This is a genomic window from Cytobacillus firmus DS1, from assembly GCF_000565285.1.
GTDB classification, from domain to species: Bacteria; Bacillota; Bacilli; order Bacillales; family Cytobacillaceae; genus Cytobacillus; species Cytobacillus firmus_A.
On the sequence record NZ_APVL01000011.1, the window covers coordinates 119,421 to 141,883 of the forward strand.

Annotated in this window: 21 protein-coding genes and 1 riboswitch; of the genes, 10 read left to right on the forward strand and 11 right to left on the reverse strand. The window is 41.5% G+C overall.

Annotation, left to right across the window (positions count from 1 at the left end):
* Window positions 1-248 precede the first annotated feature (248 nt).
* The gene (locus PBF_RS15515; RefSeq protein ID WP_035330851.1) at window positions 249-3,086 is read right to left on the reverse strand and encodes a 2-oxoglutarate dehydrogenase E1 component; all 2,838 of its coding nucleotides are present in this window, start codon (window positions 3,084-3,086) and stop codon (window positions 249-251) included.
* Window positions 3,087-3,400: 314 nt separating this feature from the next.
* A complete protein-coding gene (locus PBF_RS15520; protein ID WP_035330852.1) occupies window positions 3,401-3,640 on the reverse strand; it encodes a hypothetical protein in 240 nt (79 codons plus the stop codon).
* A 447-nt stretch (window positions 3,641-4,087) separates the two neighbouring features.
* Window positions 4,088-4,203, forward strand: a riboswitch (SAM riboswitch).
* Window positions 4,204-4,278: 75 nt separating this feature from the next.
* Here PBF_RS15520 and PBF_RS15525 point away from each other — a divergent pair.
* From PBF_RS15525 to PBF_RS15545, 5 genes are all read left to right on the forward strand, one after another.
* Window positions 4,279-5,391, forward strand: a complete 1,113-nt coding sequence (locus PBF_RS15525) for a methionine biosynthesis PLP-dependent protein (protein WP_035330853.1) — start codon at window positions 4,279-4,281, stop codon at window positions 5,389-5,391.
* Window positions 5,388-6,572 carry a cystathionine beta-lyase gene (metC, locus tag PBF_RS15530; protein WP_035330854.1) on the forward strand — a complete coding sequence of 395 codons (1,185 nt, stop codon included), beginning with the start codon at window positions 5,388-5,390 and terminating at the stop codon, window positions 6,570-6,572. The genes PBF_RS15525 and metC overlap by 4 nt, the downstream gene beginning before the upstream one ends.
* Before the next feature lie 4 nt (window positions 6,573-6,576).
* Window positions 6,577-8,427: a bifunctional homocysteine S-methyltransferase/methylenetetrahydrofolate reductase gene (locus PBF_RS15535; RefSeq protein ID WP_035330855.1), complete on the forward strand. Its 1,851-nt coding sequence runs from the start codon at window positions 6,577-6,579 to the stop codon at window positions 8,425-8,427.
* Window positions 8,420-11,866 (forward strand): methionine synthase, encoded by a 3,447-nt coding sequence (metH, locus tag PBF_RS15540; protein WP_035330856.1) that lies wholly within the window; start codon window positions 8,420-8,422, stop codon window positions 11,864-11,866. The genes PBF_RS15535 and metH overlap by 8 nt, the downstream gene beginning before the upstream one ends.
* A gap of 89 nt (window positions 11,867-11,955) precedes the next feature.
* Entirely contained in the window at window positions 11,956-12,513 is a 558-nt protein-coding gene (locus PBF_RS15545) for an HAD hydrolase-like protein (RefSeq protein ID WP_035330857.1), read from the forward strand.
* A gap of 244 nt (window positions 12,514-12,757) precedes the next feature.
* Here PBF_RS15545 and PBF_RS15550 read toward each other — a convergent pair whose 3' ends face one another.
* From PBF_RS15550 to PBF_RS15560, 3 genes are read right to left on the reverse strand one after another with little or no spacing between them, the layout of a single operon-like run.
* The gene (locus PBF_RS15550; RefSeq protein ID WP_035330858.1) at window positions 12,758-13,093 is read right to left on the reverse strand and encodes a DUF3889 domain-containing protein; all 336 of its coding nucleotides are present in this window, start codon (window positions 13,091-13,093) and stop codon (window positions 12,758-12,760) included.
* Window positions 13,094-13,124: 31 nt separating this feature from the next.
* Window positions 13,125-13,262, reverse strand: coding sequence for a hypothetical protein (locus PBF_RS26520; protein ID WP_035330859.1), 138 nt, complete (start codon window positions 13,260-13,262; stop codon window positions 13,125-13,127).
* 2 nt (window positions 13,263-13,264) lie between these two features.
* The gene (locus PBF_RS15560; protein WP_035330860.1) at window positions 13,265-13,774 is read right to left on the reverse strand and encodes a hypothetical protein; all 510 of its coding nucleotides are present in this window, start codon (window positions 13,772-13,774) and stop codon (window positions 13,265-13,267) included.
* A gap of 156 nt (window positions 13,775-13,930) precedes the next feature.
* On the opposite strand from PBF_RS15560, the gene PBF_RS15565 reads away from it, so the two are divergent.
* Entirely contained in the window at window positions 13,931-14,239 is a 309-nt protein-coding gene (locus PBF_RS15565; RefSeq protein WP_035330861.1) for a hypothetical protein, read from the forward strand.
* A 32-nt stretch (window positions 14,240-14,271) separates the two neighbouring features.
* Here PBF_RS15565 and PBF_RS15570 read toward each other — a convergent pair whose 3' ends face one another.
* Window positions 14,272-14,844 carry a hypothetical protein gene (locus PBF_RS15570; RefSeq protein ID WP_035330862.1) on the reverse strand — a complete coding sequence of 191 codons (573 nt, stop codon included), beginning with the start codon at window positions 14,842-14,844 and terminating at the stop codon, window positions 14,272-14,274.
* Window positions 14,845-15,195: 351 nt separating this feature from the next.
* On the opposite strand from PBF_RS15570, the gene PBF_RS15575 reads away from it, so the two are divergent.
* Complete coding sequence (locus PBF_RS15575) at window positions 15,196-15,447, forward strand: hypothetical protein (protein ID WP_430515286.1); 252 nt, start codon at window positions 15,196-15,198, stop codon at window positions 15,445-15,447.
* Window positions 15,448-15,492: 45 nt separating this feature from the next.
* Here the strand turns inward: PBF_RS15575 and PBF_RS15580 are convergent, their stop codons facing one another.
* Window positions 15,493-16,320: an aldo/keto reductase gene (locus PBF_RS15580; RefSeq protein ID WP_035330863.1), complete on the reverse strand. Its 828-nt coding sequence runs from the start codon at window positions 16,318-16,320 to the stop codon at window positions 15,493-15,495.
* Between the two features lie 197 nt (window positions 16,321-16,517).
* Between PBF_RS15580 and PBF_RS15585 the strand changes: the two genes are divergently transcribed.
* Complete coding sequence (locus PBF_RS15585; RefSeq protein ID WP_035330935.1) at window positions 16,518-16,904, forward strand: globin; 387 nt, start codon at window positions 16,518-16,520, stop codon at window positions 16,902-16,904.
* 34 nt (window positions 16,905-16,938) lie between these two features.
* On the opposite strand, the gene PBF_RS15590 is transcribed toward PBF_RS15585, so the two are convergent.
* The 3 genes from PBF_RS15590 to PBF_RS15600 form a co-directional block, all read right to left on the reverse strand.
* Entirely contained in the window at window positions 16,939-17,346 is a 408-nt protein-coding gene (locus tag PBF_RS15590; protein WP_035330864.1) for a hypothetical protein, read from the reverse strand.
* Window positions 17,347-17,450: 104 nt separating this feature from the next.
* Entirely contained in the window at window positions 17,451-18,455 is a 1,005-nt protein-coding gene (locus PBF_RS15595) for a DUF3231 family protein (RefSeq protein ID WP_035330865.1), read from the reverse strand.
* 156 nt (window positions 18,456-18,611) lie between these two features.
* Window positions 18,612-20,780 (reverse strand): beta-propeller domain-containing protein, encoded by a 2,169-nt coding sequence (locus PBF_RS15600; RefSeq protein WP_035330866.1) that lies wholly within the window; start codon window positions 20,778-20,780, stop codon window positions 18,612-18,614.
* Window positions 20,781-20,928: 148 nt separating this feature from the next.
* On the opposite strand from PBF_RS15600, the gene PBF_RS15605 reads away from it, so the two are divergent.
* Complete coding sequence (locus PBF_RS15605) at window positions 20,929-21,870, forward strand: DMT family transporter (protein ID WP_035330867.1); 942 nt, start codon at window positions 20,929-20,931, stop codon at window positions 21,868-21,870.
* Between the two features lie 43 nt (window positions 21,871-21,913).
* On the opposite strand, the gene PBF_RS27055 is transcribed toward PBF_RS15605, so the two are convergent.
* Entirely contained in the window at window positions 21,914-22,042 is a 129-nt protein-coding gene (locus PBF_RS27055) for a hypothetical protein (RefSeq protein ID WP_258750318.1), read from the reverse strand.
* Between the two features lie 273 nt (window positions 22,043-22,315).
* On the opposite strand from PBF_RS27055, the gene PBF_RS26525 reads away from it, so the two are divergent.
* Window positions 22,316-22,462, forward strand: coding sequence for a hypothetical protein (locus tag PBF_RS26525; protein WP_200870056.1), 147 nt, complete (start codon window positions 22,316-22,318; stop codon window positions 22,460-22,462).
* The last annotated feature ends 1 nt before the right edge of the window (window position 22,463 follow it).

Here is a 22,463-nt window from a genome sequence, read left to right on the forward strand (position 1 = left end):
CCTTCTTGCTTCCGTGTTAAAGTGAAACTTCAATCAGTGGGGGATTTTTCCCACTGATTGTTAGTCGCGTTCTAGTGTCGCTAAGATCTCCGCTAACGCTTCGATCGACTCTACGAACCCGATTGGTTCAACTAAGCCTCTGCCTGTGCATCGGCAAGTTTCACTATCTCACTAATCGGGCCCTTACGGGGAGTTTGACTCCCGCTAAATCTATTTCAATCCATCTATCTAGTCTTAATGCGGGAGTTTTACTGCCCGTTGGACTGCGATAGGGTTTCTTCTATTATGCGTGCTTGTTCTTTCTTATGAACAGTCGGGTCACCTTCTGCCGGGCTTGATCGGCGTCTTCTTCCGATGTATCTGACTTCAATGTCACTGCCTGCGATTTCTTTCAGTCTAGGTTCAACGAAATTCCAAGCACCCATATTTTTAGGTTCTTCCTGAATCCAGATAATCTCTTCCACATTTGGATAACGGGTTAAAATGTCTTTGATCTGATTCATTGGGAACGGATAGATTTCTTCCACACGTAAAATATGGAACCAATCCTGGTCCGGATAGTTTTTCAGGTTTTCGGCTAAATCAATTGTGATCTTTCCTGTTCCAAGAATGATGCGTTTCACTTTTTCATGATTTTGACCTAAACCAGGCTGTTCGATAACGGATCGGAATTCTCCTTCGCTCAATTCAATTCCATTTGATGCGACAGTCGGATTGCGCAGCAGACTCTTCGGAGACATGATCACTAACGGGCGAACTTCCTCTTTTCCGAGTATGGCAGCCTGTCTTCTTAAAATATGGAAGTACTGTGCTGATGAAGAAAGATTGGCAACTGTCCAGTTATTTTCAGCTGCAAGAGTCAGGAATCTTTCCAGGCGCGCACTTGAATGTTCTGGTCCCTGTCCTTCATAACCGTGCGGAAGGAGCATGACAAGACCTGATTTTTGGCCCCATTTTGCTCGGCCGGCAGCAATAAACTGGTCAAACATTACCTGTGCTGCATTGGCAAAATCACCATATTGAGCTTCCCATAAAACAAGGGTTTCCGGAGCAAATACATTATATCCATATTCAAAGCCTACAACAGCGGCTTCAGATAATGGACTATTATGGACAGCGAATGAAGCCTTGGCAGTTGAGAGCTTATGCAAAGGTGAATACGCTTTTCCAGTTGTATGATCATGCAGGACAACGTTTCTTTGAGCAAATGTTCCTCTCTCTGAATCCTGGCCAGTCAGTCTGACAGGTGTGCCATCAGAGAGGATGGTTGCAAATGCCAGTGTTTCTGCGAGGCCCCAATCAATTTTGCCGTCCCCTTCAAGCGCTTCCATTCTGCGCTGAAGGATTTTTCCGAGTTTATCAAATACCTTGAAATCCGCCGGCCATTTTAATAATTCTTCATTGATTTGCTTTAGTTTATCAATTGAAACGGCTGTATTAATTTTTGGCAGACCCTTTTCGACAGTTTCAGGAGGATCGGTTAACTCAGCTTCCTTCTTTTCTTTTGGCACTTTTTCATAGGCTGCCTTCATTTTTGCCAGCACTTCATCATGGACGCCTTCAGCTTCCTCTTTACTGATGATCTTTTCATTTAACAGCTTTTCAGCATACAGCGCTTTCACGGTTGGCCGCTTGCGTACAATATTATACATAAGAGGATTGGTCGTCATAGGCTCGTCCATCTCGTTATGTCCAAATCGGCGGTATCCGATTAAATCGATGAGGATATCCTTCTGAAACTTGGCACGATATTCGCAGGCAATTCTTGCCGCTGCAACTACTGCTTCAGGTTCGTCTGCATTAACATGCATAATTGGCATTTCATACCCTTTGGCCAGATCACTTGCATATCTTGTAGAACGTGAATCATGTGATTCTGTTGTGAACCCTATTGTATTATTGGCAATGATATGGATCGAACCGCCTGTATTATAGCCAGTCAGCTGTCCGAGGTTAAGTGTTTCTGCTACAATACCCTGTCCAGGGAATGCTGCGTCTCCATGAATGATAATGGCTAAAGCCGCTTTTGGATCTACTTCAGGATAACCGGCCTTTGTTCTGTTGTCCTGTGAAGCTCTCGTGTAGCCCTCAACAAGTGAACCGACAAATTCAAGGTGGCTCGGATTGTTAGCTAATGTCAGTCTGGCTATGGTCGTATTCTCATCTTTGATCTGTTTATCAAGACCGAGATGATATTTAACGTCTCCTGTCCAGCCGTAATTGATTCCAATGGATCCTTCGGATGGAACAAGTTCTTTATTTGGCGCATGCTGGAATTCCGCGAAGATCATTTCATATGGCTTTCCAAGCACATGGGCAAGAACATTTAGCCTGCCGCGGTGGGCCATACCGATGTTAATCGTTTTCGCTCCATCAGAAACGGATTCAGAAACAATTTCATCCAGTAATGGAACCATTGTATCCAGACCCTCAATGGAGAATCTCTTCTGTCCGACGAAGGTTTTATGAAGGAACTTTTCAAACTCCTCAACTTCAGTCAGTCTTCTTAAAACTTTCAGTTTTTCCGCCTTTTGCATTGATAGTTTGTGGCTGTTGGCCCCTATTTTGCGGCGAAGCCAGTCTTTTTCGTTTTCATCAAATATATGCTGGAATTCAAAAGCAATGGGTCCCATATAAGCACTCTTCAGGAATTCAATTGCTTCAAGTCCGTTTCGTAAAGGATATGAGGCATCTTTGGTAATGACGCCGGCAGGGATCTCTTTTAAGTCATTTTCAGTTAAGCCATATTTGCTCAGTTCAAATAAAGCAGTTTCTGATTTATTGTTACCCAGCGGATAAATATCTGCAGCCAAGTGGCCATAAGTACGAATATTATCCGCTAGGCGAATAGCAGCAAGTGTTTTCTCAAGCTGTCCGGCATTCATTGGCTGATTTGCTGATGAAGCCATTTGGGCCGTTCCTTCACTCGCAAGTGGGGAACCATTTTTTTCAAAGTACTCTTTCATTTCAGGATCAATCGATGATGGATCCTCTAAATATCTTTCATAAAGTTCAATAACGTAGCCAAGGTTCGGGCCATGAAATCCCTGTTCAAAAGGTCCCTCACCATTCGATGGCTTTTTCATGGAAAATTACCTCCATAACTGTTTTGTAAGTGAATAATTCAATACGTTTTCTCTCCTTAAAAATACAATACCCATCATTAGAATGTATTAACAATTCATTTTTACGAATAATAATATTTTTCAGAGGATAAAACGTTTCCACAGTTATTCTAACACGTAAAATCTAGTTGCACAAAGATAAAAACATGAATATAGTGGAAAACTATTAAAAAATTTTTTTAGCAATTACTTATTCTAAAAAAATGTTTTGTTAAAGGTTAAACATTTATAATATGAAGTAACATGAACATAAAAAAAGCCGAAGTGCTTCGGCTTTAAAAAGTTTCTATCAGGTTTATATAGATTTGTTTCGATTCATTGGTATTTTTTCTGTTTTCTTTAAGGGAAGATTCAATGGCTTCTCTAGTATCCACGGGAAAATCAAAATGACCGCAAGTTGTACATTTTTTGAATAAGCTGCCGGCAACATTCACTTCAATGCCATCAATTGTCCGGAAAACGGCTGGCCCATCTGTTTCGGCAAATCTATGAAGGCAGTGACTATGTTCTTGCATAAATGCTTCCCTCCAAGAAAAATATTATTTTCCCTATTATTATAAAGGAAATATTCTGAACTTTAAAGCGTTCTACCTATAACTGTTTATCGCAGTCTAACGGACAGTAAGACCCCCACCTCAAGACTCAGAGGAACCCATGGAGGTAAAGTGGCGATCAACCTGCCCGTAAAGGCCCGATTGGTGAGATACAGTGAAACTTGCCGACGTGCAGGCACAGGCTTAGTTGAACCAATCGGGTTCGCAGTGTCGATTGATCGAAGCGCTAGCGGAGATCTTAGCGACACTAGAACGCGACTAACAATCAGTGGGGAAAAAACCCCCACTGATTGAAGTTTCTCTTTATGCCAGCAGGAGTCATTTTAAATCAATACATGAAATATTCAAAAAAGTGTTGACTATTAACGGTTTACTGTAGTAAAGTTTAGAGAAAATTTAATATTTGATTTCTTATCCAGAGAGGTCGAGGGTAAGGCCCGACGACGCCTCAGCAACCAGCAATCGTATTTTGATTGAAAAGGTGCTAATTCCTGCAAGTTTTTTAGAAACTTGAAAGATAAGAAGAATGGCTGTTCACATTAAAAAGTCTTCTTCTTATAGAAGGCTTTTTTTATTATAACGAAGGAGTGTTTACAAGCATGTATAATATTGACACCAAATTAGCACAAATCGGAAACAGGAGCGAATCAGCAACAGGTGCTGTGAATCCGCCTGTATACTTTTCCACAGCCTACCGCCATGAAGGCATTGGCCAGTCAACTGGCTTTGACTATAGCCGAACAGGCAACCCTACCCGCCAGCTGCTTGAAAAGGCGATCGCCGATCTGGAAGAAGGCGACCAGGGCTATGCCTGCAGTTCCGGAATGGCAGCCATACTTACGATTCTTTCCCTCTTTAAATCCGGAGATGAATGGATTGTTTCCAAGGATTTATACGGAGGAACCTATCGTCTGCTTGAACAGGGCTTCAAAAAATGGGGACTGCAGAGCAAATATGTGAATACGAGTACTCCGGAAAGTGTTGAAGAGCTGATCACTGAAAATACGAAGGCTATATTTCTGGAGACTCCCACTAATCCGCTGATGGAAGAGACAGACATTCAGTTGATAGCTGACATCGCAAAACGGCATAATATTCTACTGATCGTGGATAACACGTTTTATACCCCCCTTCTTCAGCAGCCGCTAAAGCTTGGAGCTGATATTGTCATCCATAGTGCAACAAAGTATCTTGGAGGTCATAATGATGTCCTTGCCGGTTTAATTGTCGCAAAAGGCAAACAGTTATGTGAGGATCTTGCCATGAACCACAATGCTGCAGGTGCAGTCCTTAGCCCATTTGATTCCTGGCTTTTGATCAGAGGCATGAAGACACTCTCTCTTCGCATGGAACGGCATGAGAAAAATGCCAGGGAATTAGCGGCTTTCCTATCAGACCACGATGCCGTAACGGATGTTCTTTATCCAGGCAAGGGTGGAATGATTTCTTTCCGGATACAGGATGAATCCTGGGTGAATCCTTTTCTGCAAAGCCTTTCCCTTATCTCCTTCGCTGAAAGCCTTGGCGGAGTTGAGAGTTTTATAACATATCCCGCAACACAAACGCATGCGGACATCCCCGAAGAGATCCGCAAGGAAACCGGTGTATGTAACAGGCTTCTGCGTTTCTCGGTTGGAATCGAAAATGCAGAAGATTTGAAAGCGGATCTTGAACATGCTTTTGCAAAAGTTGTTAAGGAGGCAGTACGATGAGTACGAATTACACATTCCAAACGAAATTGCTTCACAATAGTCATAAATTCGACCCGGAAACAGGAGCTGTCAGTGTACCGATCCAGCATGCCTCCACTTTTCATCAAAAAGATATTGATTCGTTCGGAAAATATGATTACAGCCGCAGCCTGAATCCAACAAGGGAAGCGCTTGAAGAAGTCATCGCCGAGCTTGAAGAAGGGATTAGAGGGTTTGCTTTTTCTTCTGGTATGGCTGCCATTTCAACAGCATTCCTGCTCTTATCACAGGGAGATCATGTAGTCATTACAGAAGATGTATATGGCGGAACCTATCGCATGACAACAGAAGTCCTGTCCCGTTTCGGCATTGAGCACACATTTGTTGATATGACAAACCTTGAGGAAGTAAAAGAAGCAATTCGTCCAAACACGAAGGTTTTTTATGTAGAGACTCCTTCCAATCCGCTTCTGAAAGTGACAGATATACAGGCCATCAGTTCACTGGCAAGACAGCATGGAGCCCTGACATTTGTGGATAATACATTCCTGACCCCTGCCCTTCAAAAACCGCTCTCTTTAGGGGCGGATATCGTGCTGCACAGCGCAACTAAATTCTTATCCGGACACAGTGACGTCGTAGCCGGCTTAGCTGTTGTGAAGGATCCGGAGTTAGGTGCAAGACTGGCTTTTCTCCAAAACTCCTTTGGAGCTGTTCTGGGTGTTCAGGATGCCTGGCTTGTGCTGAGAGGTATTAAAACTTTGCAGGTAAGGCTTGATCAGTCTGTGAGGTCAGCTGAAAAAATTGCCCGTTTCCTTAATGATCACCCTGCAGTTAAAAAGGTGCATTATCCTGGGTTTGCAGATCATCCCGGATATGAAATTCAGAAAAGGCAGGCTCTGAATGCAGGTGCCGTCTTGTCTTTTGAACTTGAAGATGAAAAGGCGATGAGAGTATTTGTGGAAAATGCGAAAATTCCTGTTTTTGCAGTAAGTCTGGGGGCAGTTGAATCCATTCTCTCCTACCCTGCCAAAATGTCGCATGCAGCCATGCCTGCTTCAGAACGGGAGCAGCGCGGAATAACGGACAGTCTTATTCGTCTATCTGTTGGCCTGGAGAGCCCAGATGATATAATCAAAGATTTCAAAGCAGCTTTAGCTGCTGCTGGACAAACAGAACATTCGATTTTACAGCGGGGGTGATACTTTGAGTTTCCTAAATAAATTAAAGAATGAAATCATCATAGCAGATGGCGCGATGGGAACTCTTCTCTACTCCTATGGTACCGATAGCTGTTTTGAGGAATTAAATCTATCACAATCTGAACAGATCCAGCACATCCATGAAGCGTACGTAGGGGCAGGGGCTGAATTGATCCAAACCAATACGTATGCAGCGAATTATCTGAAGCTGCAGCGATATGGACTGGAGGACTCCGTTAAGGAGATTAACAGTGCTGCAGCAAGGATTGCCAAAAAAGCTGCCAAGGGCCGCGCATATGTTGCTGGTACAATCGGCGGGATCAGAGGATTCAAGCCGAACATGATTACACTTGAAGAAATAAAAAGAAGCTTCAGGGAGCAGCTATATTGCCTGCTGCTTGAGAATGTAGATGGTATTTTGCTTGAAACCTATTATGACCTGGAAGAACTAGAGACGGTCCTTGCCATAGCCAGAAAAGAAACCGATCTGCCGATTATCGCACAGGTTTCACTTCAGGAAGCTGGAGTTCTTCAGAACCAGACTCCTATAGCAGACGCATTAAAAAAGCTTGACGGCATTGGCGCGGATGTGGTGGGAATCAATTGCAGGCTTGGCCCCCATCATATGCTGAAAACGCTCGAAAGTGTACCTTTGCCAGAGCATGCCTATCTTTCTGCATATCCTAATGCCAGTATTCCAGCCTATACGGACGGCAAATTTCATTATGAAGGAGATGCAGAATATTTCCGGCAGTCCGCAATTGAATTCCGAAATCAGGGTGTCCGCCTGCTTGGAGGCTGCTGCGGAACAACACCTGACCATATCAAGGCGTTTTCTGATGTTTTAAAAGGACTTCCGCCAATCGAGGAAAAAGAGACAAAGGCAATTAATAAAATCATTGTTTCTGAAAAACCATCATCATCAAGAGAGCTCCCTCCTCTTCAGGATATTGTCAGGGAAAGGCCTTCCGTAATTGTTGAATTGGATCCGCCGAGAAAGCTTGATACTTCACGCTTTTTCGAAGGTGCAAAAGCATTGAAGGAAGCCGGAATAGATTCTATTACACTTGCAGATAACTCCCTTGCTTCCCCCCGGGTTTGCAACTCTGCGCTTGGTTATCTCGTCAAGCAGCAGACAGGATTGCGCCCGCTTGTTCATGTGACCTGCAGGGATCGAAATATAATTGGCCTGCAATCCCATTTAATGGGGCTGCATGCACTTGGATTAAATGATATTCTTGCTGTTACGGGTGATCCTGCACGTGTCGGTGATTTTCCAGGAGCATCTTCCGTATATGATGTCTCATCATTTGAATTGATCAGTATGATCAAGCAGTTGAATGAGGGGTTATCTTTTTCAGGGAAAGATCTTGGCCAGAAAGCTGCTTTTTCAGTTGCAGGCGCTTTTAACCCCAATGTCCGCTCATTGGAAAAAGCTGTTGGAAGGCTTGAAAAGAAAATTGAACATGGTGCGGATTATTTCATCTCGCAGCCAGTTTTTTCTGAAGAGAAGCTGCTGGAAGTTCATGAGGCTGTGAAAGATTTAAAAGCACCTGTTTATATAGGCCTAATGCCTCTTACCGGCAGCCGGAATGCCGAGTTTCTGCATAATGAAGTTCCTGGAATCAAAATTTCAGACAGCATTAGAAACCGGATGGCTTCATTGAAAGATGATCCTGCACGAGCTGGAGCTGAAGGCATTGCCATTGCCAAGTCGCTGATCGATACTGCGGCAGAGCTGTTTAATGGCATTTATCTTATCACTCCATTTATGCGCTATGAAATGACTGTCGAGCTATCAAACTATGCCCGTGAGACAACCGAACGGCTTTCAAGGAGGAAACAACATGCATAAACCATCACTGCAGGAGCAGCTGAAAAAGAAGATCCTGATCATGGATGGAGCAATGGGCACGATGCTGCAGAGAGCCAATCTTACTGCCGATGACTTTGGCGGCGAAGAATATGAAGGCTGCAACGAAAATTTAAATATTACAGCTCCATCTGTTATTGAACATATTCACCTTGAATATTTAAAAGCCGGCGCAGACATAATTGAAACCAATACCTTTGGGGCAACCAGCATTGTTCTCGCAGATTACGATCTGGAAGAGAAAGCTTATGAATTGAATAAAATTGCTGTAGAAATTGCCAGAAAAGCTGCAGACCTCATGTCTACTCCTGAATGGCCGAGATATGTGGCCGGTGCCATGGGACCTACGACGAAGACGCTGAGTGTAACCGGCGGGTCTACATTTGAAGAAATGATAGCAGCCTATGAAGAGCAGGCCAGAGGGTTAATAGACGGTGGAGCCGATCTTCTTCTCCTCGAAACCAGCCAGGACATGCTGAATGTGAAGGCTGGTTTTATCGGCATTGAAAATGCATCAAAAACGACGGGAATTAAACTTCCGCTTATCGTTTCGGGAACGATTGAACCGATGGGCACGACTCTTGCTGGCCAATCGATTGAAGCATTTTATATTTCTCTGGAACACATGAAACCACTGGCAGTTGGACTTAACTGTGCGACAGGCCCTGAATTCATGCAGGACCATATCCGTTCTTTATCAGGTTTGGCATCTACTGCTGTCAGCTGCTATCCTAATGCAGGATTGCCTGATGAAGAAGGACAGTACCATGAAACTCCCGAATCATTGGCGAGCAAGCTTGAGGGATTTGCCAAGGAAGGCTGGCTGAATATTGTGGGCGGCTGCTGCGGAACTACACCTGAACATATCCAAGCAATTGCTGAGTCGGTTAAAGATTATAAACCAAGGAATTATGAGGGGAACTCCCTGCATAAAGTTTCCGGAATTGAACCTCTGATTTATGACGATCCAACTTTAAGACCCATAATGGTCGGTGAACGAACAAATGTAATTGGTTCCCGCAAGTTTAAAAGGCTGATTGCAGAAGGAAAGTTCGAGGAGGCTGCTGAGATTGGCCGTGCCCAGGTAAAAGGCGGTGCCCATGTTATTGATATTTGCCTGGCAGATCCTGATCGTGATGAAATGCAGGATGTTGAGAATTTCATCAAGGAATTAGTAAAAAAAATCAAAGTTCCGCTCGTGATCGATTCAACAGATGAAAAAGTGATTGAAAAAGCTCTTACCTATTCACAGGGTAAGGCCATCATAAATTCGATTAATCTGGAAGATGGCGAAGAACGCTTTGAGGCGATTGCCCCTCTCGTTCACCGCTATGGTGCTGCAGTGGTTGTCGGAACGATTGACGAAGAAGGAATGGGTGTTTCGGCTGAACGAAAACTTGAAATTGCAAAGCGTTCGTATGATTTGCTTGTAAACAAGTATCAAATTCCGCCTGAGGATCTTATTTTTGACCCCCTCGTCTTCCCTGTCGGCACAGGAGATGAGCAATACATCGGATCTGCAAAAGCAACGGTAGATGGGATAAGACTTATTAAAGAAGCTTTCCCGGAGGTACAAACCATACTGGGAATCAGTAATGTTTCATTCGGCCTTCCTCCTGTCGGCAGGGAGATATTAAATTCAGTATTTCTGTATCACTGCACTCAGGCAGGCCTGGATTATGCGATAGTGAATACGGAGAAACTCGAAAGATTTGCTTCTATTTCAAAAGAAGAGGTCTTAATGGCTGAAAAGCTTCTTTTTGAAACGACTGATGAATCACTTGCCATTTTCACAGATTTTTACCGGGATAAGAAGAAAGAAAGCAAAAGTGTTCTTCCTGATATGACTCTTGAAGAACGCTTAGCCTATTATATTCTTGAAGGAACAAAAGAAGGGCTCCTGCCTGATCTTGATCTGGCCCTGCAAGCATACCCTGCTCCTCTTGATATCATTAATGGGCCTTTAATGAATGGAATGAAGGAAGTAGGAAGATTGTTCAATGATAACCAGCTGATTGTTGCAGAAGTCCTTCAAAGCGCGGAGGTTATGAAAGCATCTGTTGCTCATCTTGAACCTTATATGGAAAAAGACGCTGCACAATCTTCTTCCAAGGGGAAAATCATCCTCGCAACCGTTAAAGGAGATGTCCATGATATAGGGAAAAATCTTGTGGATATTATTTTAAGCAATAATGGATATGAAGTAATAGATTTGGGAATCAAAGTCTCACCTGCTGAACTGATTGAAAACATCAGGCGTGAAAACCCGGATATCGTCGGCCTTTCAGGTCTGCTTGTTAAATCTGCACAGCAGATGGTCATTACGGCACATGACATGAAACAGGCAGGTATCGATATTCCGATTTTAGTAGGCGGCGCCGCCCTTTCAAGGAAATTTACTGATACTAAAATTTCCAAGGAATATGACGGTCTCGTGCTGTATGCCAAAGATGCTATGAACGGTCTCTCTTTAGCCAATCAGCTTCAGGAGCCTGAAGAAGCTGAGAAACTGCGAATCCAGCAGGAAGAAAAACAGGCAGCAGCGCTTAATGCGGTACCTTATGACCGCGGATCAGTAGCGGTTGCAGTAAAGCCTAAACCAACAGTAAACACACAAGTACCTGTATTTGTTCCAAAAGATTTAAAACGGCATTTGCTGAAAACATATTCCCTCTCGCATGTCGAGCCGTATATAAATAAGCAAATGCTGATTGGCCATCACCTTGGCTTAAAAGGAAACCTGCAAAAGCTTCTTGCGGAAAAAGATGAAAAGGCCATCAAGATTAACGAAATGGTTGATGAACTGATTGCTGAAGCAAAAGAGAAAAACTGGATTGAACCAAAAGCAGTTTATCAATTCTTCCCTGCCCAGTCAGATGGCGATAAGGTGTTTATTTATGCTGAGGATGAAAAAACGGTCATCGAGACATTTGAGTTTCCGCGCCAGGAATCAGAGCCATTCTTATGTCTGGCAGATTTCCTTAAATCAAAAGAAAGCGGTCAAATGGATTATGTTTCCTTCTTTACTGTGACAGCCGGGAAAGGAATACGCGGTATAGCAGACCGTTTAAAAGCGGAAGGCAGATTCCTGGAAAGCCATGCCCTGCAGTCGCTGGCTTTGGAGACGGCTGAAGGTCTTGCTGAGCTGATTCATCGCCAGATCCGCGATCGCTGGGGGTTCCCTGATCCGGTTGAAATGACGATGAAAGACCGTTTTGCGGCGAAATACCAGGGGCAGCGCTTTTCATATGGCTATCCTGCTTGTCCTGACCTTGAGGACCAGAAAAAGCTGTTTAAGCTTATACAGCCTGAGGGTATCGGTGTTCAGCTAACTGAAGAATGCATGATGGAACCTGAGGCTTCTGTATCTGCAATGGTTTTTGCCCATCCGGAAGCCAGATATTTTAATGTATTGAGATAATAGGATACCCGGCAGGTAAAATTGCCGGGTATTTGCCTTTGCCTTTTCACAGCCTATACAATGAATACATTGCAAGGAGGGAGATTTTTATGAATGTTCTCTGGGATTTAGATGGCACGATTCTGGATACTTGGCCTACTTTGGTTCAGGCTTTTATCAGCATATCAGGCAAAGAACTGGAACCTCAGGAAGTCCTTGCACCCTTGAAAAACGGGACAGCCTATCAGAAATTTGATGTTCCTCCAGAAAAAATTGCTGATTTTCGTCAAATGGAAGCTGCTATTAAGCATGATGAAAAGCCATTGTTTCCATTTGTAAGGAACATATTAGAGCAAAATAATGTAAACGTGCTTGTCACCCACCGTAACCGGCAATCAACGGAGGAACTGCTGGAGTATTGGAAACTTACTTCCTATTTTGAAGAAGTTATCTGCCCTGAATTTGATGGTTTCTCTTTAAAGCCGCATCCGGAGTCCTATGAATATCTGCACCGGCGATATCATATTGATTTGGCCATTGGCGACCAGGACACAGATTTAATGCCTGCCAGACAGATCGGCATCAGCACATGTGCGTTCCGCAGCACTAATCCCTATGCAGACTTCTCGATTGATTGCTATTCAAAATTTGAGATTGCGATAAAGTGAAACTTCAATCAGTGGGGGTGTTCCTTATCCCCCACTGATTGTTAGTCGCGTTCTAGTGTCGCTAAGATCTCCGCTTGCGCTTCGATCAATCGACACTACGAACCCGATTGGTTCAACTTAGCATCTGCCTGCGCGTCGGCTAGTTTCACTGTATCTCACCAATCTGGCCTTTACGGGCAGTTTGACTGCGATAAAAGGAAACAGGGCTTCACCTTGGTGAAGTCCCGCTTTGCTTATGAGTGAGCTAATTAGCTGTTTTGCGCGTATTGATCCTGACAACTTTGTCAGTTTGTGAATCAAATTCAATATCAATGTATAAACCGAACTCTTTGCCGCCATCCTCTACCCATAGCTTAAACCTTTCAATATCTGTCGTTTGTCTCTTTTCTCTGCCGATATGCAGGTAGTCAAGTATCTTAGCACTGGGGTATTTCTCTTTTGCCGTTTCCATAGCAAGTCTGCCCCATTTTGCATGGGCTGGTTCCGGTCTCTCTGCATACGCTTCTCCAGTGATTGCCTGAATGGGAATGAATTCTGATAAGAATATCAATACCATAAGACTTATCATTAATTTCTTCATCTTAAACCTCTTTCCGGTTAGTATCCTAATCTCATTTGATGCTTTTCAACGTTTCTTCCTTCATCCGTTCTTCCTCTTCTTCAACACAGATATAAGCAATTTGTTCTTCCATTAAATGATGAAGTATATCCTTGTCATCTGTACAGGAAACGTCTTTTCTTTTTTGCATTTTCAACTCTCCTCTCCCTTATTCATTATGGTTTTTTTAGTTCCATTCGCTAACCTGGATATAGTTTTTTTATCCACAAAGATGAGGTGGAAAACATACATGAAGATTGACTTCAGCAAAAATAGCATAAACAGCTTCATCTGTGAAAAGCGCCGAAGTTTCCAAATTCCGATCTTTTTGAACCAAGTATAAAAAGGATAGGCGAAAAAGGCATCGACCACCCCATTTAGAAGTAAATACAGTAACGGCTTACTATAGGTTAATTTTAATATCCATATAGACCCTGCAAAAAAAGGTCCTAATACTAATGGCAATTCACCACTAAGCTTGGGGTGAAATCTTTCCTTAATCGTCCACCATTTGTTTTTTTCAGCTATAATCCCTTCTATTAAAACATAAAACCCCATAAATAGAGCAGCAGGATAAAATCGCTTAAAGTCCTTTTTGCCTATAAATGGAACAGTCAGCCAGGAAAGGAGAATTATCAGCACTAAATATAGCTTCTTTTTCATCTTACCCCACCTTTTTTTAAAGGTTTTGTATTTAGAGGAATTTTATTCATCCTTTTTACTGGAGCCAATGAATTTTATTCGGAATTGCTTGAAATTCGTGTTTTGAAAGTTCCAATATGTGTAATAGATTAACAATCATAAAAGGAGCTGATCAGCATGCTGACAATGTACAAGTGCAAGAATTTCAATAAAACTCGTAAAATTCTGCTTCCCAGCAAGTGGCGCAGCCAATTTGGCCTTTTGCCTGGAAAACTGGCTGATCTTCGTTTCGACGATGATCAAATTATTATTGAAAGAGCCAATTTGGAATCAACCCACAATAAAAGACTAATTTCTGAAAATGGCTCCATCCATATTCCCAAAGAACTTCAGCAGCTGCTGGATATAACAGAGGAAGAAGAATATTGCCTGTTTATTGATGAGGAAGACAAGAGATTTGTCCTAAAGATGATTTCAGAAAACTAAAAAGCTGCAGCCGGTTTCTCAGCAGCAGCTTTTTAGCAGATAAATTTTCCTGTCAGATTCGTAAGTGCCATGCAAAACTTATCCCAGCCATTTGGGAATGACTGTATCCCCTGACTCTCAAAAATATTTTCCTTCGTAACCAGCTTAATGGACCATGTCACACTATCCATCAAAATCCCTGGATTTTTATATTCCTTCTGCCACTTCCAAATCTTCAGCCGGTATAATTCTTTCTTAAATTCTTCAATGCTTCCTGACGCTTTCGGCAACTCATTTCTTGATGAAAATGAACTTAAATGCCATTCAAAATAAACAAAACGCCCATTGATGAAATCCACTTCAATTTTGTACCATGGCCCGGGATAACCACCAAGACTGACACTCAAAAGGATGGGATCTTTATCAGGATCAATCGTGACAATATTATTTTTAATATGGAACAGCTCTCTTTTCCTGCTGATGACTGATTTTACATGTGATAATTCAACCGGTTTCGCGCCGGTTCTATGAAAATTGCTCATCCTATTCATTTCATCCAGCAGAGACGGGATGGATATAGCCCCCTTTTTCTCCAGGATATCTAAAATATTCTCGAAAATACTCATTTATCTTCCTCCATCAAAAACCAGGGTAGGTTTATCGCAGTCTAACGGGTTGTATGTCCCCCATATCAAGATTCTGATGAATCAAGGGAGGATAAGTGGGTGTCAAACTGCACATAAAGGCCGAAAAGCGAACAAAGACTAAGAGCGCCACGTCCTCCCAAAAGCTGTCGCATTTGGTCGTGCGATGCTGCCGAAGCCTTCCTTTTCCTGTGGGCCTCAACTAACAATCAGCAGGGAGAAAAGCACTCCCCACTGATTGAAGTTTCACTTTATGTAACACAAAGTTAGTTTTCTTCCCTAATATCCTTTTTTTCGCCTGTGCAAACATTCTTTCGTACTTAAGGGGCTATAATGAATAAATTGTACCTGCTCATTGCACGCTATGGAATGGGAGGTGCAGCCATGGATCCAATAAAACCAGGAAGCGAAAAGATGCCGGACTTCGAAGAATTGGATGATAGGATGATTGCCGGGCATACTTCGGGGCCGACTCTTGTGATAAAGACCAATCTTGATCCGGAAAATTCGACTGAAGATAATCCTTACTACAAGAATAAAACGGATACAGATACAAAAGAATTTCGGGATTATTTTGAGGAGTAAAAGGAAACCGGCAGGCAAAGTGTGCCTGCCGGTTTCTCTCGTTATTTAGAAATCGAAGTTGTCAGGGTCCGGACCTACTCGTCTATTTTCATTTAAGCTGCTGATTTTATCCATATCTTCTGAAGAAAGCTCAAAGTCAAATAGATCAGCATTTTCAATGATGCGATGTTCTTTTACTGACTTTGGGATAGTAACAATTCCGTTCTGAAGATCCCATCTTAAAATAACCTGTGCAACCGATTTGCCGTAATTTTGGGCAATTTCCTTCAATGCTGCGTTTTCGAGAAGCTCTCCCTGTGCGAGTGGTGACCATGCTTCTATCTGAATTTCCTGATTTCTGCAGAAGTCTCTAAGCTCAGACTGGCTGAGTAAAGGATGAAGCTCCACCTGATTGACCATCGGCTTTATCTCGGCATCCTTCATTAGATCCTCCAGGTGATGAATCTGGAAGTTGCTCACGCCAATTGCTTTTACTTTCTTCTCTTTATAAAGAGTTTCGAGTGCTTTCCATGTTTCTTTATACTTTCCTTTAACTGGCCAGTGAATCAGGTAAAGGTCAATATAATCGAGACCAAGCTTTTCAAGGCTGGTTTCAAATGCCTTGATTGCAGACTCGTAACCCTGGTCAGAATTCCAGACTTTCGTAGTAATAAATAGTTCTTCACGAGGTACGCCTGCTTCCCTGATTGCCTGGCCTACACCCTCTTCATTCTGATAGACTGCTGCCGTATCAATGCTTTTATATCCTGCTTTCAGGGCAGATTTAACTGACTGGACAACTTCGTCCCCGTCCTGAACCTTAAAAACACCTAACCCCAGCCAAGGCATTTTTACACCGTTATGTAATGAAACAGCTGATTGTAAATTTTCCATTCTTTCACCTCTTTTTAGCATTTGGAGTACTGGATAATTTTCTCACATTCTTTTCAGTTATCAAAATTTTATGCTTAATATGAAGGTTCTGGCGGATGCTTGTCTAAGAATAATCTTAAACTGTGATTTATATCACGTTTAAGCTAGGATAGCTTCTATATAATGACAATAAAATAATAAATTACAAGCAGGTGAGAATCGTGCAGGATTTTAAAACACTTTTTGAAGAGATAGGCGGAACTGAAACTATTGAAAAGCTTGTCGAGGCGTTTTATCCGCGGGTGTATGCAGATTCGGTTTTAAGTCCCTTATTTGAAGGAGACATAGAGGATATTAAGCGGAAACAAAGGATGTTTCTTACACAATTTCTTGGAGGGCCTCCTCTCTACAGCCAGGAGTTTGGCCCGCCTGCCATGAAACAAAGACATCTTCCATTTGAGATTACACCATTAAGAGCGCAAAGATGGCTTGCCTGTATGAAGGAGGCCTTTCAGGAGACAGGCATTGAACAAAATCCTGCATCTGTCCTTTTCTTTGATCGATTAATGCAGGTTGCAGCTATCATGGTAAACAGTCCGGAATGAAATTGGACCTTCCGGTTGGAAGGTCCAATATTCATTAAAATGATTCAAAATATTCTTTTGCATGCTCTGCCGACTGGAACATTTTTACTTCCGTAACTTCTTTCTCGTCATATGCCACGCCTAAAAATCCATCTGCAAGCTGGAGTATATCTGCTGAAGAGGTATTTTCATCTTCAACCACTACTGTTTCTTCCATTTCCAGCTGTCCCTTTTCAGCCCATGACTGTACTTCGGCAGAGTAGGTATCTATATTCATACCCTCATCAATCCGGTCATCCAGCTCGGCAATAGAGAGCGGCTTCTTTTCCCCTTCTGTATTTGTGGCTTCATTGTATTCCTGGCTGCTGTTTTCATTCTTTGCGGCTTCCTCTTTTTTCTCTTCACCCGCGCTGCATGCTGACAGCATTACGCATGCGGTAAAAGAAAGAATCCATTTATGCATTCGGTCTCATCTCCTTCTTATTTTGTAGGCTAGTATTCTATTACCCCAATTATTAAGTGGCACTCATAAAAATGAAGCATCCCCTATAAAAGAATGCTTCACCGCTATTTTTTCCTGAGTTCATCTCTATCAAGTGATTGAGGCGGCGTTTCCAGCCAGCCGTTGTCAATCATCATTTTTGCACCGTCGTCTGCAAAACTGCCGACTTTGATCATCATTTTTGCATACTGGATAGCCAAATCTTTTCTAATGCTTGCACCGATCGCGATTCCAAAGTCCATTACGCCGACCGCAGTTATACTTGCGATCTGAAACATCATTAATTTATCCGAAAAAGGTGTTATCGTTGTGTCTGTAATGGAGCCATCCCATGTGCTTGGATAGGCTACATCGTCATTTTTTAAGACATTGAGAAAATATTCAACATGCTCAAGGCTCATGTCATAGCCTTTTTTGAAATAATTGCTTATCATTTTTTCTTTAGCTACCTGGCTGAATGCTAAAAGCATGGTTTTGGCAATATTGGATAACTCGATATTCGTTCCCAGATGGGCAATTTCGATAGCCAGAAGCTGCCGTTTTTTTCCTGCAATCCCGCCAAGGAAACGATGGTCTGATACATACTTTACCTTTTTAGGATATTCAATATATGGTGATCGAATGAAAATCCCCTTTTCCTGCATAGCCTCAGCTGCCATATCAAAAAGTTGTTCGGTTTGTTCATAGTATTTTTTAAACATGCTGCGAACATCTTTTCTTGCAGAAACCGATTTAGCAAGTGAATAGGCATTCAATCCAGTTCTTCCTAAATGATGCATGAATCTTAGATAAGTCACATCTGAAAATAATTTGGGAGCGTCAATGTGCAGATCTTGCTCATTAAATCCATCAGGTATGGGAAATTCTTCTGTATGAAAGAGTGAGGCAATTTCGTCTATGTGATCCTCCGCGATAGTAAGTGCGTAGTTCAATACCGGCAGGACATCCGGATCTTCATTTGTTTTTATATAGTGCTTTATGCAGCAGACTGCTGCTGTATCTGCTATATAGGTGTTCCAGAGCATGGCCATTTCGGACGATATTAATTTAGGAATACTGCTGCCGTTCATATTCTCACCAGCCATTTATAATTATATTTATATACTATAAACCTTATAATTGCCGATATATAGCAAGTTCATTCAAAAATATGGAAATCCACTTCCAATATGTTTTCTGCAGGGTTATTAAGAAAAAGAACCAGCCGGATGGCCAGTTCTCTTAAATTAATTTAACTTAACTTCTCCTGCTTTTTTGAACCCATCTGTATGATAGGCATCAACTTTTTGAGGTGAAATGCTATAAATATAATCACCGATATAGATAAGCCTCTCGATTGCATCTTCCCATTCTTCATAGATTGCTTCTTCTGTCTGGTGGGTAATTTCACTTTGCAGCTCAATTCCGTTTTGGACAGTAATTTTGTATACTAACGCACCCTGGAAGTCGAATGTGGATTCAAACTGGCTTCCTTCTTTATTCTGATAGATCGAAATGGGGAAACCATATAGATTTTTCTTTTTATCAATGAGAAGCGCTTTATGGTCATAGTTTAAAGGCGAGTAGGTGCCGCGTCCCCCGATTATTTCTGTATCCTTTTCAACAGGATTACTTGTATCACTTACATCGAATAAAGATATTTTAACACCGTCCGTTGTAATAACAGGCTGGCTGCCAGCTCCTTTGCCTCCATTAATCTTTGTATCATGACCAAAGCCAATGAGATGATTTTCATCCAAAGGGTGCAGGTAGTTACTGAAGCCTGGAATTTTTAATTCACCAAGAACATATGGTTTTTCCGGATTTGACCCATCAATAACAAAAAGAGGATCCGTTTCCTTAAATGTAACCATATAAATCCGGTCATTCATAAACCGTGCAGAGTAAATTCTCTCCCCTTTTGCCAGGTCTTCAAGCTGGCCAATCTGTTTTAAATTCTTATCCAAAATGTAAAGGTTATTAGATGAAGGGGTTCGTTCATCCCAAGCTTCCCCCTTGGTTGCCACAACTCTAAAGTTTCCATTATACTCATCCATTGAAAACTGATTTAATACGGTGCCTTTTATTTCCGCAGATGCCTGGAATTCTACTTTTCCGTCTTTTATATTGAACTTAAAGATGCTCGTATCCGGATGTGGCATTTGTCTGTCTGCGATGATTTCATTATTGTATTGGGTGGCTGCCAGGTATAAATTGTTTTTGGACATGTAAAATTCATTTCCGCTGCCTAAGTAGCTTGTGACAGCTAATGGCTTCCCGCCGGCATTTAAATCCAATACAGCTATATTAATATAATTTGCATTTTGAGAACCGGGAAAATACTTTATTTCATTGTAATCAACAATTTGCTGCTCTTTACTCTCGGCAGTATCATAATAACGGGGACGCAGATCGGCATTTTCATTTTTTTCCAGTATCCAATATTCGGGATGATAACTTGTTATTAAATATACTTTTCCGTCCATTAGCCTTGAAGAAAGCAGGCTGCCCTCAATGTCTGCCTCTCTAATTTTTTTGGGTTTTTGTTTATTTTCGATATTATAAACAATTGTTTTGGCGGATTGAAATGCAGGTCCAATCTTTTTTTCGGCAGACGCCTTCCCAATGTGTTCAGGTACATCTTTATAACTGTGGCCTAAGATGATTAATTGGCTGCCTTCTATAAATAGCTGATAGGGAGAAAAGTTTCCATTAAAAGTTAATTGAGATTCCAGTTCCATTTTATCTGCCGGAACTGCCTTGATAATCTGGACTTTATTTTCGGAGATTTTGTATATGTGCGTTCCATCTGTTTTTATCAGGTCGGCTTCATCAATACCCGATACTTGCACATTTGTCCCCGAATAATCTGTCCCTGCAGAATCAGCTGAGCTCTTTGCACTGCTGCTCTCCTCGCTCACTGCCATTTCCCTTCCGGAAAAGAAAGTCGTTTCTTCTTTAAGCATTCTTGAAAAATAACTGTTCAATTTTTCTCTTGAGCCGATTGCCGGCAATGTATTTATAACTTTAAAGGCTGTTTTTACTGATTGATTCAGATTTTGTCCTCTCTTTGTTTTAATATCATCTGTAAGGACCAATGTATAATGCGGTGAATGCAGACTATATCCTTCTTCGGGCGGCTGAATTTCAATGGATTTATTATTATTTTCCAAAGAGATTCTTACCTGTTCTTTTTCTCCATCCTCATTCAGAATATAAACAGAGGTATTGTTAACACTTTCCGGATTAAGTTCTTTTGAAAACGTAATCTCCCACACTTTATTGTTTAAAACAATTAACTCTTCATCAGTTCCTGCCAGAGTACTGACAATTTTTAATCTGTTAAAAAATGAAAAAGACGCCAGTATGATAAGGATTAATGTGATACCTCCAAAAAAAAGCCATTTATTTTTCATGACAGACACCCCTTTTTAAGTAAGTTGACGCGCTGCAACTTCCAATAGTTACAATTTTTTCAAGAAAAACTTTTCTGAAATTAATGAATTTTCCTGATGGTAAAGGTAAAATTTTATTTATTACAGTAGAGGAGGAAGGTTTTCATAATTGCTGGATGAGAGAAACAAAACGAACGGCTTTCTGTTGCTGATATTAGCCAATATGATATGGGGAGGTAATTTTGTTATAGGGAGAATTGGTGTAGATTATTTTCCGCCTGTTTTATTTTCCCTTATGCGCTGGATCATTGCCTTTCTGCTTTTAAGTCCTTTTATGACAAAGCAGCTTAAAAATGATTGGAATATTATAAGAAAGCATAAGAGGATTCTTTTGCTCTTAGCCGTGACCGGTATTGCCGGTTACAATACAATCATTTATGTTGCACTGCAATACACCACGTCTATTAATGCATCAGTCGTAAATAGTACAACACCGCTTTTTATCGCGATTCTTGCCGTATTTCTATTAAGAGAAAAGCTTTTGGCACACCATGCATCAGGAATCATCCTGTCAGTCTTCGGGATATTATTTGTCATTTCAAAAGGATCGGTGGAAGTGTTTCTTTCATGGAAAATTAATGCCGGAGATTTTTACGTTTTGGGGGCGGTTTTTATGTGGGCTTTGTATTCTGTGATTGGCAAAAAATATGCAGACGTCTTGCCTTTAGTATCTTCTTTTTATGTATCAGTATTTCTTGGCATTTTCCTATTGGCGCCTTTAAGCTTGATTGAATATTTTTGGCTGGAAGCAGCAAAACCTGTCTTCACCTTACCCTCTATAGGGATCTTGCTGTATGTTGGGTTTCTGGCTTCCATTATGGCTTTTCTATCGTGGAATTTTGGAGTTCACATAATCGGAGCAGCCAAAGCGGGGGTTTTTCTGAATCTGCTTCCTGTTTTTGCTATTATCTTTGCATTGTGTTTTACACAGGAAAAATTGTATTTGTATCAGATAATTGGCGGGGGAATTGTGATTCTCGGCGTATTCATATCTTCTAGGAAATCTTTGCGACTTAAAAGCTACTCACAAGAGGATACGTTTTCGGCCTAAAAACTCCCCTCAGCTTATGTCTGAGGGGAGTTTCTTTTATATATTACCAATCCTGGGTACGTTCTAATAAATGATCAATTTCCACCTGTCTGATCATATAGCCAAGATCTTCTTCGGCAATCTCTGATGTGGATTCCAATAGCTGATCAATATCCATTTGCACCAATCTCATAACCAGACCTCCATTTAACAAAGTAATCTATATTCTCTTTCCTGCTATACTATTCGCTGTTCAAATGACAGGTATGGGGGCAGGCGTGAAATATTATGAGTATTTTATACCCGACTTTACGAGGTTTCAATCATTTATGCAAAAAATAATGGCTGAATGAATGTTCATTTTTTTTCACGCCTCAGCCGGCAGGTTAATAGTATATAGTGAGTTTTAAGAAAACTAAACAGGGTATAGAGTCATAAAATACATTGCTGTTTGAAGGTGTCTATTATGAAATCTAACTTTAGTGATTTTGCAAAACTATTGGAATCTGCTCTTGATAAAGGGCAAACAGATACAGAAATGACCATCCATGAACTTCTTGATGATTTAAAAACGCAGCTTGAACCTTTAATCAATAAAAAGGAAATCGGCTAAT